The sequence below is a fragment of the Pengzhenrongella frigida genome (assembly GCF_004168625.1).
Classification (GTDB): Bacteria; Actinomycetota; Actinomycetes; order Actinomycetales; family Cellulomonadaceae; genus Pengzhenrongella; species Pengzhenrongella frigida.
In genome coordinates this window covers 33,168-45,466 of sequence record NZ_SDWW01000003.1, presented here as the reverse complement: position 1 = coordinate 45,466, position 12,299 = coordinate 33,168, and the positions used below count along the sequence as shown (strand labels likewise).

Below are 12,299 nucleotides of genomic sequence, written 5' to 3'. Positions count from 1 at the left end.
TCGAACACTATCGTCACCAGCACTCAGCTGGGGTCGTCGCCCCGCGTCAGCGCGTCCCAGGCGGACTGGTCGTCGTCGGGCACGGGGACACCCGCCCCCCCGGTGGTCCCGGCCGCCTCGTGCCGCGCGGACGAGCGCGACCAGGTGCGCGACGTCACGGCGAGCCAGCCCCCCACCAGGATCGTCACGAGGCCGAGGCCGGCGGCCGCGTACGGGGCGACGGTGAGGGTCACCGGGGCGGCGAGGGTCGCCACGCCCGTCGCGTTCGCGACCTGGGTGCCGGCGACCGCCGTCGGGTCCGCGATCACCGCGAGCGCCGACCCGATGAGCAGCGCGCCGAGCCCGACCACGACCGCCACGACCACCCACCGCCCGATCCGGCCGACCAGCCCGATCGCACCGGCCGCCGCGAGGAGCGCGAGCGCCGCCGCCGGCACCGCCGGGGCCGCCTGGGTCCCGGCGATGTCCACGGGGACCAGCCCTTCGAGCACCGAGGTGCCCGCCGTGGACATCCACCGCGGCACGCCTGCGGCCAAGGTGGCGAGGGCGAGGGCGAGCACCACCAGCACCGCGCGTCGCCGGGTGGAGGGTGCACCTTCGCGTCGGTCGGTGACCGGGGCCGGCCGGTTCACGCGCCGGCGCCGTCGCCTGCGGGGCGCAGGCGAGCAGCCAGCTGGACGGCGCGGACGGCCGCGGCCGCCTTGTTGCGGGACTCGGCGTACTCGAGCGCCGGGACCGAGTCGGCCACGATCCCGCCCCCGGCCTGGACGCTGGCCCGGCCGCCAGCGATCACAGCGGTGCGGATCGCGATCGCCATGTCCATGTCGCCGGCGAAGTCGAAGTACCCGATCGTGCCGCCGTAGATCCCGCGGCGCGCCGGTTCGAGCGCGTCGATCAGGGCCATCGCCCGCGGCTTGGGCGCACCCGAGAGCGTGCCCGCCGGGAACGTCGCGGCCAGCGCCTCGAGGGCGGTCGCGCCGGCGCGCAGCCGGCCGACGACCGTCGAGCAGATGTGCATGATGTGGCTGAAACGCTTGACGGCCATGAACTCGACGACCTCGACGCTGGACGGCTCGCAGACCTTGACCAGGTCGTTGCGCGACAGGTCGACCAGCATGATGTGCTCGGCCCGCTCCTTGGGGTCCGCGAGCAGCTCCTCGCCGAGCGCCAGGTCGTCGGCCGGGTTCGCCCCGCGTGGGCGCGAGCCCGCGATCGGGAAGGTGACCACGTGGCCGTCGGTGACCTTGACGAGCGTCTCGGGGCTCGAGCCGACGACGGCGAAGTCCTTGCCGGCGGCGTCCTGGAGCTGGAGGTAGTACATGTACGGGCTCGGGTTGATGGTCCGAAGCATGCGGTAGACCTCGATCGGCTCGGCCGGGCAGTCGAGGTCCAGGCGCTGCGAGAGCACCACCTGGAACACCTCACCGTCCCGGATCGCCTCCTTGCCCAGCACGACGGATGCCTCGAACTCGGCCTGGGTCGACCGGAACTCGAGCTCCGGCTCGGCTCCGGCCCCCAGGACCGCGGTCGCCGGCGCGGCCGGGTGCGCGAGCGCGGCCTGCATCGCGTCCAGGCGCCGGACGGCGTCCGCCCGCGCCTCGTCCACCCGCTGGTCGGTGTCGTCGAAGTTGATCGCGTTCGCGATCAGCCAGACCGACCCGTCGAGGTGGTCCACGACCGCGAGATCGGTCGCCAGGCACAGGGTCAGCTCGGGAACCCCGAGCTCGTCGGGCGCGACCGCGGGCAAGGTGGGTTCCCAGTGGCGCACGACGTCCCAGCCGAGAGCGCCGACGAGCCCGCCGGTCAGGGGCGGCAGGCCGGCGATCGCGGGCGTGTGCAGCACCTCGAGGGTGGCAGCGAGCACGTCGAGCGGCCGACCGTGGGTGGGCACGCCGCGGGGGACGTCGCCGCACCAGACGGCCTCGCCCTCGGCCACGGTCAACGTCGCCCGCGAGTGCACCCCCACGAACGAGTACCGGGACCAGCCCCCGTCGACCTCCGCCGACTCGAGGATGAACGTGCCCGGACGGCCGCCGGCCAGGGTGCGGTACAGCCCGACGGGCGTGACGTCGTCGGCCAGCAACCGGCGCACGACCGGGATCACGCGGCGGTGGGCCGCGAGCTCCCGGAACAGCTCGAGCGACGGCCAGGTCGCACCCCAGGGGACGTCGACCGCGACCCCGTCCACCGTCGACGCGCTCATCGCCGACTCCCCGCGTCCGTGGCGGTGCCGGGGCGGTGCCCGATGGCGGTCGGCAGCGGCCCACCGGCTTCGAAGCACGAGCGCGAGCCGGTGTGGCAGGCCGCACCGACCTGGTCGACGCGCACGAGCAGCGCGTCGCCGTCGCAGTCGAGGTCGACCGACTGCACGTACTGCGCGTGGCCCGAGGTGTCGCCCTTGCGCCAGTACTCCTGGCGGGACCGGCTCCAGAACGTGACGCGGCCGGTGGTCAACGTGCGCCGCAGCGCCTCGTCGTTCATCCAGCCGACCATGAGGACCTCACCGCTGTCGTGCTGCTGGATGACGGCGGCCACGAGGCCGGCGTGGTCCCGGGTGAGGCGGGCGGCGATCGCGGGATCGAGCCCGCCGGCCTGGTCGGGGACCAGATCGGCGGCGGACGGCGGTACGTCGGGCGAGGGCTGGAGGGGCACGCCACGATCCTCCCACGGCACCTCACGGGGCGGTGGGCCCGATCAGCTCCGAGGCGGACGGTCAGCGGGTCTGCGCCACCCACGCGCGGTGCATCGCGGCGTAGGTGCCGTCGCGGGCCACGAGCTCGGCGTGCGTCCCGGTCTCGACGACCGCACCGGCCTCCACCACGAGCACCAGGTCGGCGGCCTCGGCCGTCGAGAGCCGGTGCGCGATCGTCAAGGTGCTGCGCCCGGCGGTCAGGGAGTCCAGCGCCCGGGCGATCCGGACCTCGGTGGCGGGGTCGACCGCCGACGTCGCCTCGTCGAGCACGAGGAGGTCGGCCCCGGTGAGGTAGGCCCGGGCGAGGGCGATGAGCTGCCGCTCCCCCGCGGACAGCGACTCGCCGCGCTGCCCGACCGGCGTCGCGAGACCGCCGGGCAGCTCCGCGAGCCAGCCGGTCAGTCCGAGCTCGTCCAGGGCGGCGCCCACCCGCCGGTCGCGTTCGAGGTCGCGCTCGGGGTCGGGGGCGCCGAGGCCGTCGTGGTCCCGGAGCCCGTACGCGATGCTCTCCGCGAGCGTGCCCTCGAAGAGGAACCCCTCCTGGGGCACCAGCACGACGCGTTGCCGCAGGCTCGCGGCGCTGATGTCGCGCAGGTCGACGCCGTCGAGCAGCACCTGGCCGCCCGTGGGGTCCATCAGCCGCGCGACGAGCTTGGCGACGGTGGTCTTGCCCGACCCGGTCGCGCCGACGACGGCGACCGAGGTGCGGGCGGGGATCGTCAGGTCGATCCCGTGCAGCACGCCGGGACCGCCGGGGTAGGCGAAGTGGACGTCCCGGAGCTCGACCGTGGCCGGTCCGCGGCCGGAGGCGACGCCCGCCGCCCCGGGGTCCCGGACGTCCACCGGGGTCTCCAGGACGGCCAGGACCCGGCGCCACCCCGCGACCGCGTTCTGCAGCTCGTTCAGGATCTCGGTCGCCATCTGGACAGGGCCGGTGAACAGCTGGACGAGGAACAGGAACGCGAGCAGCCGGCCCACGGAGATGTCACCCGCGATGCCGAGCCGGGTCCCGACCACGACCACCGCGCACAGGACCAGGTTGGACACGAGCACGCCGCCCGAGAACACCACCGACACGAGCTTCTGCGCGTGCACCATCGCGTCGCGGGTCGCGGTGATCGACGCGTCGATCCGGCGCTGGACGCGCTCGGCGACGCCGTACGCACGGATCGTCTCGGCACCGACGACGGCCTCGGAGATGGCCCCGAGCATCGCGCCCACCCGCTCCCGCACACGGGTGTACGCCAGGTTCACCCGTCCCTGCGCGGGCCTCAGCACGAGCAGGAGCGGGACGAAGCAGAGCCACACGAGCACCGTCAGCTGCCAGGAGTACACCGCCATGAGCGCCGTCGCCACGCCGATCTGGAGCACCGAGACGAGCAGCTGGATCCCGCCCCACTGCACGAACAGCGAGATCGTGTCGACGTCGGAGGTGACCCGGGAGACGAGCGAGCCGCGACGCTCGGTGTTCTGGGTGAGCACCGACAGGTCGTGCACGTGCCGGAACGCCCGGACCCGCAGCGAGGCGAGGCCGGCCTCGGTCGAGCTGAAGAGCCGCACGTTGACGAAGGCCGAGCAGACCCCGGCGACGAGCAGCACCACGGTGGCGGTCACGACGAGCACCACGACCCGCTGCACGTCCGGCCCGCCCTCCGCGAGGATGCCCGTGTCGATCGTCTGCTGCACCGAGATCGGCACCACGACGCGCCCGACGGCGGCCACGACGGCGAGGAGCAGGGTCAGCACCCAACCCCGGGTGATCTCCGGCGAGACCTGCACGCCCCGCCGGAGCGTCGCGAACACGCCGAGCCCGCTCGTCGACGCGATCCGCGCACCGGCGTCGTCGTCCGCCGTACGGGCGTTCATCGTCGGTCCTCGGCGGTGTCATCCGCGGGCTCGTCGGTGTCATTGACGAGGTCGTCGGTCTCGAGGTCATCGAGGTCCGTGAGGTCGCCGTCGACCAGGAGGCCGTTCGCCCGGTCGTCGGCCCGGCGCTGGGTCTCGCGCTCGTAGGCGGTCGCCAGCTCGGCGTAGCCCGGGTCCCGCACGAGCAGCTCCGCGTGGGAACCACGGTCGACGATGCGCCCTGCCTCGAGGTGGACCACCTCGTCCGCGAGCAGCACGGACGACATCCGGTAGGCGACCATGAGCACCGTCGGACGGTCGGCGTCGGCGCCGCGCTCGCGCAGGCCCGTGAGGATCTGGCGCTCGACCCGGGGATCGACCGCGGACGTGGCGTCGTCGAGCACCAGCAGCCGGGGGTTGCGGACCAGCGCCCGGGCGATCGCGAGCCGCTGACGCTGGCCACCCGAGAGGTTCGCGCCGCGCTCGCCGAGCCGGGCATCCAGACCACCCGGCAGCGCCGCCACGACGGCGTCGACCCGGGCAAGCCGCAGGGCGACCCAGACCCGGTCGTCGTCGGGCGCTGCGGGGTCGTCCGGGTCGGCGAGCGTGACGTTCGCCCGCACGGAGTCCTCGAACAGGAACGTCGACTGCGCCACGAGCGCGACCTGCGCGGTGAGGTCACTCGGTCGGGCGTCGCGCACGTCGACCCCGTCGAGCGTGACGGTTCCCGTCGTCGGGTCGGAGAGCCGGGACAGCAGGCCCACCAACGTGGTCTTCCCCGCGCCTGTGGGCCCGACCAGCGCGACCGTGCGGCCCGGGGCCAGGTCGAGATCGATGCCGCTGAGCAGCGTGGACGTGCCTGCACCGGCGGGCACGTCGACCCCCACCCCCCGCATCTCGACCCGGAGCCCCCCGCCAACGAGAACAGGCGCCAGAGGCACCGTGCCCGGCACGAGCTCACCGCGCGCGTCGATCACGCGGCCGATCCGCTCGTACCCGACCAGGGCCCGCGGCAGCTCCCCCAGCACCCAGCCGAACGCGCGGACGGGCACGGCGAGCAGCGTCAGGAGATAGGCGGCCGACACGACGTCGCCGGTGCCGATCGCGCCGGCCTGCACGCGCACGGTCCCGACCAGCAGCACGAGCAGCGCACCGAGACCCGGCAGCAGGTCGATCGCGGGATCGAAGACCGCCCGCACCCGGCCGACCTGCACGTTGGCGTGCCGCAGCTCCTCCGCGCGGGCGGCGAACCGTCGTTCCTCGCGCTGCGCCGTGCCGAGGGACTTCACCAGGAGCGCCGCCTCGAAGCTCTCGTGGGCGATGTCCGAGACCTCGGCACGCAGCTGCTGGGCCCGGGTGATCGCCGGCGACATCGCCCGCTGGAAGACGAGGTTGGCGATGACGGCGACGGGCAGGACCGCGAGCGCGGCGACCGCGAGCCACCCGTCGGCGCGCAGCAGGGCGACGGTCGCCACGGCGATCATCACCGCGACCCCCAGGGCGTACGGCAACGGGTTGAACACGCCCGTCGCGGCCTCGACGTCGGAGTTCGCGTTCGACAGCAGCTGCCCCGTGGGGTGCTGCCGGTGCCACGACATGGGCAGGCGCAGGTACTGCCGGGTGACCCGGCTCCGGTGCCCGGCCTGGAGGTCGGCGTACCCGATCCCCGCGAAGATCCGGCGGAGCGCGACGCTGACACCCAGCGTCACCGCGACCGCCGCAAGGACCAGACCCGCGAGGGGCAGCCGGTCACGCGCCGCCGCCGAACCCGCGAGCGCGGGCACGATGACGTCGTCGGTGATGACCCCGAGCACCTGGCTCACCGCCACCGTGGCCGCACCGAAGAGCCCGGACACCCCGATCGCCAGGGCGTACGTGCGCGGCTCGGCGGCGATCCCGCGCGTCATGATCTGGACCGATCGACGCAGGACCGAGCCGGTCAGCTCATAGGACGCCGGGCGCGCCGGCGGCACAGCACTGTCGGGTGCCTGCGGCACGGCGCTCTCGGGTGCCCGCGGCACAGCACTGTCGGGTGCCTGCGGCACAGTGCTCCTTCGTGGCTCATCGGTGGGGATCGGGCGATCCTCTCACGCGCGCCTGGACCGACCGGCGTGGGACGATGCCCCATGACCTGGCACGAGATCGAACGGTCAGCCCTCGTGAGCGCGCTGACCGAGGTGGGCCCCGACGCACCGACCCTCTGCGAAGGGTGGCGCAGCAGGCATCTGGCGGCGCACGTGGTCCTGCGCGAGACGGCACCCCTGGTCGCCGCCGGCATCGTCGTGCCTCCCCTGGCCGGGCGGACAGAACGCGCCATCGACGACCTCGCGAGCAGTGCGACGCGGGCGGACTCGTACGCGCAGCTCGTCGCGCGGATCGCCGCCGGCGCACCGCGCTGGAACCCGATGTCGTGGGCGGCCGAGCGCGCCAACCTGCTGGAGTTCTTCGTCCACACCGAGGACGTCCGCCGCGGCGCCGGCCTGGACACGCCCCGGGTGCTCGACGCCGACCACGCCGAGGCGCTGTGGCAGCACCTGGTGCACAGCGCATCGAGGCACTACCGGCGCGCTCCCTGCGGCGTCGTGCTGGTCGTGCCGGGCGGGCCACGCCGCGCGGTGCGCCGGACGCCACGCGACGGCGGGACCGTCGTCGTGCGCGGTGAGGTGGGTGAGCTGGCGCTGCACGCCTTCGGCCGCGGGACCGCCGCCCGCGTGCACGTGCTCGGCGACCCCGCCGACGTCGCGGCCCTCAACCGGGCCACCGGCGCCTAGCAGTCCGTCGGGGGCCCGCTGGCCCCCGACCACGCGCTCCCGATCGCTCGCTGCGCCCGCTAGCGGACGACGACGCCCGCGGACCGCAGACGATCCTTGACCTGCCCGATCGTCAAGGTCCGGAAGTGGAAGACGCTCGCCGCGAGGACGGCGTCCGCGCCGGCGTGGGCCGCCTCGACGAAGTGGTCCGCCGTGCCCGCCCCGCCGCTCGCGATGAGCGGCACGTGCACCCGGGCGCGCACCGCGCGGAGCATCTCGAGGTCGAAACCGGATGTCGTGCCGTCGGCGTCCATCGAGTTGAGCAGGATCTCGCCGACGCCGAGCCGGGCGCCGCGTTCGGCCCACTCGACCGCATCGATCCCGGTGCCCCGCCGGCCACCGTGCGTCGTGACCTCGAACCCCGACTCGGTCCGGGTATCGCCGGTCACCCGGCGGGCGTCGACCGAGAGGACGAGCACCTGGCTGCCGAACCGCTGAGCGATCTCGGCGATCAGCTCAGGTCGGGCGATCGCCGCGGTGTTCACCCCGACCTTGTCGGCGCCCGCGCGGAGCAGCCGGTCGACGTCCTGGGTGGTGCGCACGCCACCGCCCACCGTGAGGGGGACAAAGATCTCCTCGGCCGTGCGGCGGACCACGTCGTAGGTCGTCTCCCGATCGCCCGACGACGCCGAGACGTCGAGGAAGGTGATCTCGTCCGCGCCCTCGGCGTCGTATCGCCGCGCCAGCTCGACCGGGTCGCCGGCATCTCGCAGGTTCTCGAAGTTGACGCCCTTGACCACCCGCCCCGCCTCGACGTCCAGGCACGGGATCACTCGCAGCGCGACGGCCATCGGCTCAGCCCTGCTCGACGGGCGGGTTGCTCGCGGCGAGGATGTCGACGACGAAGACGAGCGTGTCGACCTCGTCCCCCTCAGCGGCCCCGACCATCGGCGGGATCACGAGCATGACCTGGCTCCCGACCGTCTGCTGGACCAGCCCCTCCGCCAGGCCGGGCAGGATCCCCGCCCCGAGGTCGAACGACTTGGGTTCGCCCTGGGTCCAGGTGGAGTCGTACGCCGAGCCGTCCGACCACCGCACGCCGCTGTACTGGACCGTGACGGTCGCCCCCTCCTCGACCTGCACGCCGTCGCCCTTGATCAGGGCCTGCACCATGAGGTCGGCCGGCGCTTCGCCCTGCGGCGCCGCAATGCTGGGTTCGCCGTCATCGGCCAGCGTCACCGCGGGCATGCCCTCGCGCGGCGGCACGGCCTCCCCCGAGGCGCGGGTCGGGAGCACGTCGACCACCATCACCGAGGCGAAGCTCGAGGTGACGGACGTCGCGGGCAGGACCAGCAGGATGCGCGCGCCCACGGACTCGCCGGACAGCGCGTCGTACAGGTCCTCGCTGAGCGTCTCGGGGGTGAGCGTGGACGGCTTCGGGACCTGCGAGTAGGTCTCCTTCACCAGGGAGGCGTCGGTGGCCTTCTCGAGCCGGTAGTTGATCAGCACCGGTCCGCCGTCGACCAGTCGCGGGCCGGAGCCCTCCCAGATCACCTCGGACGTGGCGTGCTCGATGACGAGCGGGTGCCGGTAGACCAGCGTGGGCACCTGACCGGCGTCCCCGCTGACCTGGACGTCCGGCGCCGGATCGTCACCGGGCGAGCAGCCGGCGAGAAGCAGCGCAGCCGCGAGGACCGCGACCAGCAGACGTCGCACAAGAGACCTTTCATCGGAAGGAAGCCAGCGGCCACTGTAGCCGGTGACCCCAGCCCGACGGTCGGGTCACATCGACTCGATCAACCGCTCCACCCGCTCGTCCACACTGCGGAAGGGGTCCTTGCACAGCACCGTGCGCTGGGCCTGGTCGTTCAGCTTGAGGTGGACCCAGTCGACCGTGTAGTCCCGCCGTGCCTCCTGCGCACGTCGCACGAAGTCCCCGCGCAGCTTGGCCCGGGTCGTCTGCGGTGGCACCGCGGTCGCCTCGAACACCTCGAGGTCCGTCGTGACCCGCTCGACCATCCCGCGAGCGGCCAGGAGGTTGTACAGGCCCTCGGTGCGCGAGATGTCGTGGTAGGCGAGATCGAGGCGAGCGATCCGCGGATCGGACAGCTCCAGCCCGTGCTTCTCCTGGTAGCGCGAGATGATCCGCCACTTGATCACCCAGTCGAGCTCGCGGTCGACCAGTGACAGGTCGCCGGTGCGCAGCGCGACCAGCCCCCGCTCCCACAGGTCGACGACCTGCTTGATCGCGGGCGTCGCGTCCAGGTTGGCCGCCAGGAACTCCTTCGCGCGGGCCAGGTACTCCTCCTGCATCTCGATCGCGGTGGCCGTCTTGCCGTTCGCCATCTGCACGACATGCTGACCGGTCATGTCGTGGCTGATCTCCCGGATCGCCCGGATCGGGTTCTCGAGGGCCATGTCGCGCAGCGGCACGCCGGCCTCGACCATCCGCAGCATCAGGTCGGTCGCACCGACCTTGAGCATCGTGGTCGTCTCGGACATCGACGAGTCCCCGACGATCACGTGCAGCCGGCGGTAGTGCTCGGCGTCGGCGTGCGGCTCGTCCCGGGTGTTGATGATCGGCCGGGACCGGGTGGTCGCGCTCGAGACCGCCTCCCAGATGTGGTCGGCCCGCTGGGACAGGCAGTACGTCGCGCCCCGCGGGGTCGGGAGCACCTTGCCGGCGCCGGTGAGCACCTGGCGGCTGATGAGGAACGGCACGAGGACGTCCGACAGGTGGGTGAAGTCACCCTGCCTGCGCACCAGGTAGTTCTCGTGGCAGCCGTAGGAGTTCCCGGCCGAGTCGGTGTTGTTCTTGAACAGGTGGATCCGCCCGGGGAGCCCCTCGTGCGCGAGCCTCTGCTGGGCGTCGGCGACCAGCCCCTCGAGGATGCGCTCCCCGCCGCGGTCGTGGGCCACGAGCTGGCGGACGTCGTCGCACTCGGCCGTCGCGTACTCCGGGTGCGAACCCACGTCCAGGTAGAGCCGGGACCCGTTGCGCAGGAAGACGTTGGACGACCTCCCCCAGGCCACCACCTTCCGGAACAGGTACCGGGCGACCTCGTCCGCAGACAGCCCTCGGCCGTCGTCGGCCGCGCAGGTCACGCCGTACTCGGTCTCCAGACCGAAGATCCGCCGATCCATCGCCTCGCCCCTCCCGCCTATGACGGCGTGTCTCCGAGCAGGTCTTCGAGCGTCGTGCCCGTCAATCGACGGAACGCTCGCCGGGGCCGCGTGCGGTCCAGGACGGCGACCTCGAGCTGGCCGGCCGGGATGGCGCGCGGCTCCCCCTCAGCCTGCGCCCCGAGCGTGCGGACCGCCAGCCCCAGCACCTCGCGCAGCGTGAGTCCGGCGCGCCACTCGTCAGCGAGCCGGGCGTCGAGCTGGTCGGCGTGGCCGCCCATCACGACGAACCCGCTCTCGTCCGCGACCGAACCGTCGTACGAGAGCCGGTAGATCTGGTCACCCGCTTCGTCGTCCCCCACCTCGGCGACGACGAGCTCGACCTCGAGCGGTTTGGACTCGGTCGTGAACACCGTGCCGAGCGTCTGGGCGTACGCGTTCGCCAGGCCGCGCGCGTTGACGTCCGCCCGGTCGTAGGAGTAGCCGCGCAGGTCCGCGTACCGGACGCCGGCGACCCGCAGGTTCTCGAACTCGTTGTACTTGCCGACCGCGGCGAAGGCGATCCGGTCGTAGATCTCGGAGATCTTGTGCAGCGAGCGGGACGGGTTCTCCGTCGCGAACGCGATGCCCTGGTCGAAGCCCAGCACGACGACGGAGCGACCCCGGGCGATCCCCTTGCGGGCGTAGTCGGCCCGGTCCTTCATCAGCTGTTCGGGCGAGACGTAGAACGGCATGCTCATCGCGCACCCCCGGTCTCGGACGCCCGACCCCGCGCATGCTCGGCGCGACGGACCTCCGCGAGGGCCTCGACCATCTCGCCGAGCTCGGCCTCCCCGACCCGCTGGTAGCCGGCCGAGGTCACGGTCGCCACGACCGGCCAGATCCGCCGCACGAGGTCGGGGCCTCCGGTCGCCGAGTCGTCGTCGGCCGCGTCGACCAGCGCCTCGAGCGCCACCCGCACGGCGCCGACCGCGTCGAGGCCCGGCTGCCACCGCTTCTTGAGCGAGCCGCGGGCGAACACCGAGCCGGACCCGACGCTGTGGTGCTCGTGCTCCTCGTACCGTCCGCCGGTCACGTCGAACGAGAAGATCCGCCCGACCCCGCGATCCAGGTCGAAGCCGGCGAACATCGGCACGACTGCCAGGCCCTGCATCGCGAGCGCGAGGTTGCCGCGAATCATGGTGGCGAGCCGGTTCGCCTTGCCGTCGAGCGACAGCAGCGCGCCCTCGATCTTCTCGTAGTGCTCGAGCTCGAGCTGGAACAGCCGCACCATCTCCACGGCGAGGCCGGCCACGCCGGCGATCCCCACCGCGGAGAACTCGTCCGAGGGAAAGACCTTCTCGATCTCGCGGCTCGCGATCATCGAGCCCGCCGTCGCACGCCGGTCACCCGCCATCACCGCGCCGCCGTCGAACGCGAGCGACACGATCGTGGTCGCGTGCGGGGCGACCGGCACCGAGCCCGCGGGCAGGGGTCGGCCGCTCGGCAGCAGCTCCGGGGCGTGGGCCGTCAGGAAATCGACGAACGACGACGAGCCGGGTGTCGTGAACGCTCGGGGTAGCCGACCGTAGGCATCTGGGCTCATCGGCGCGTCACTCACCGCCCTTCTGCACGAAGCCCCGCACGAACTGCTCGGCGTTGGACTCGAGCACCTCGTCGATCTCCTCGAGCAGGGAGTCGACCTCGGCGTCACGCGCCTGGGCAGCGGGGGCGGGCGGAGTCGTCGGCTCCGGCTCTCCCTCGTCCTCGGACCGGTGTGCCTGGGCGTGTTCCTGACCAGCCATGGTGCCCTCCTCGATGCTCTCGACGGATACCGGTTCCACCCTAGGCCCTGCCCCCGACAGACCGACTGTCGGACACCGGCCGTCCCAGGGTGCAATCACACCGGC

The 12,299-nt window shown here is 73.1% G+C and carries 12 protein-coding genes; 1 reads left to right on the top strand and 11 read right to left on the bottom strand.

The features are described from left to right. Positions 1 to 23: 23 nt before the first annotated feature. The 5 genes from EUA98_RS01715 to EUA98_RS01695 form a co-directional block, all read right to left on the bottom strand. Positions 24 to 632: a Trp biosynthesis-associated membrane protein gene (locus EUA98_RS01715; RefSeq protein WP_130100937.1), complete on the bottom strand. Its 609-nt coding sequence runs from the start codon at positions 630 to 632 to the stop codon at positions 24 to 26. Beyond that, complete coding sequence (locus EUA98_RS01710) at positions 629 to 2,203, bottom strand: anthranilate synthase component I (RefSeq protein ID WP_130100936.1); 1,575 nt, start codon at positions 2,201 to 2,203, stop codon at positions 629 to 631. Before EUA98_RS01710 ends, EUA98_RS01715 begins: the two co-directional genes overlap by 4 nt. After that, positions 2,200 to 2,607, bottom strand: coding sequence for a phosphoribosyl-AMP cyclohydrolase (gene hisI / locus EUA98_RS01705; RefSeq protein ID WP_130101017.1), 408 nt, complete (start codon positions 2,605 to 2,607; stop codon positions 2,200 to 2,202). The genes EUA98_RS01710 and hisI overlap by 4 nt, the downstream gene beginning before the upstream one ends. A gap of 106 nt (positions 2,608 to 2,713) precedes the next feature. Further along, a complete protein-coding gene (locus EUA98_RS01700; RefSeq protein WP_130100935.1) occupies positions 2,714 to 4,558 on the bottom strand; it encodes an ABC transporter ATP-binding protein in 1,845 nt (614 codons plus the stop codon). Continuing rightward, positions 4,555 to 6,444 carry an ABC transporter ATP-binding protein gene (locus EUA98_RS01695; RefSeq protein WP_130101016.1) on the bottom strand — a complete coding sequence of 630 codons (1,890 nt, stop codon included), beginning with the start codon at positions 6,442 to 6,444 and terminating at the stop codon, positions 4,555 to 4,557. The genes EUA98_RS01700 and EUA98_RS01695 overlap by 4 nt, the downstream gene beginning before the upstream one ends. 219 nt (positions 6,445 to 6,663) lie before the next feature. Here EUA98_RS01695 and EUA98_RS01690 point away from each other — a divergent pair, with 219 nt between their 5' ends. Next, entirely contained in the window at positions 6,664 to 7,308 is a 645-nt protein-coding gene (locus EUA98_RS01690; protein WP_130100934.1) for a TIGR03085 family metal-binding protein, read from the top strand. Positions 7,309 to 7,367: 59 nt separating this feature from the next. Here the strand turns inward: EUA98_RS01690 and hisF are convergent, their stop codons facing one another. The 6 genes from hisF to EUA98_RS01660 all read right to left on the bottom strand — a co-directional run bounded on the left by hisF (position 7,368) and on the right by EUA98_RS01660 (position 12,194). Continuing rightward, on the bottom strand, positions 7,368 to 8,138 hold the full coding sequence (gene hisF, locus EUA98_RS01685; protein WP_130100933.1) for an imidazole glycerol phosphate synthase subunit HisF: 771 nt from the start codon (positions 8,136 to 8,138) through the stop codon (positions 7,368 to 7,370). Between the two features lie 4 nt (positions 8,139 to 8,142). After that, positions 8,143 to 9,003 carry an FKBP-type peptidyl-prolyl cis-trans isomerase gene (locus tag EUA98_RS01680; protein WP_130100932.1) on the bottom strand — a complete coding sequence of 287 codons (861 nt, stop codon included), beginning with the start codon at positions 9,001 to 9,003 and terminating at the stop codon, positions 8,143 to 8,145. A gap of 66 nt (positions 9,004 to 9,069) precedes the next feature. Continuing rightward, complete coding sequence (pafA, locus tag EUA98_RS01675) at positions 9,070 to 10,431, bottom strand: Pup--protein ligase (RefSeq protein ID WP_130100931.1); 1,362 nt, start codon at positions 10,429 to 10,431, stop codon at positions 9,070 to 9,072. A 17-nt stretch (positions 10,432 to 10,448) separates the two neighbouring features. Beyond that, a complete protein-coding gene (gene prcA, locus EUA98_RS01670) occupies positions 10,449 to 11,150 on the bottom strand; it encodes a proteasome subunit alpha (protein WP_130100930.1) in 702 nt (233 codons plus the stop codon). Next, entirely contained in the window at positions 11,147 to 11,995 is an 849-nt protein-coding gene (prcB, locus tag EUA98_RS01665) for a proteasome subunit beta (RefSeq protein WP_130100929.1), read from the bottom strand. Before prcB ends, prcA begins: the two co-directional genes overlap by 4 nt. Before the next feature lie 7 nt (positions 11,996 to 12,002). After that, positions 12,003 to 12,194, bottom strand: a complete 192-nt coding sequence (locus EUA98_RS01660; RefSeq protein WP_130100928.1) for a ubiquitin-like protein Pup — start codon at positions 12,192 to 12,194, stop codon at positions 12,003 to 12,005. Positions 12,195 to 12,299: the final 105 nt, after the last annotated feature.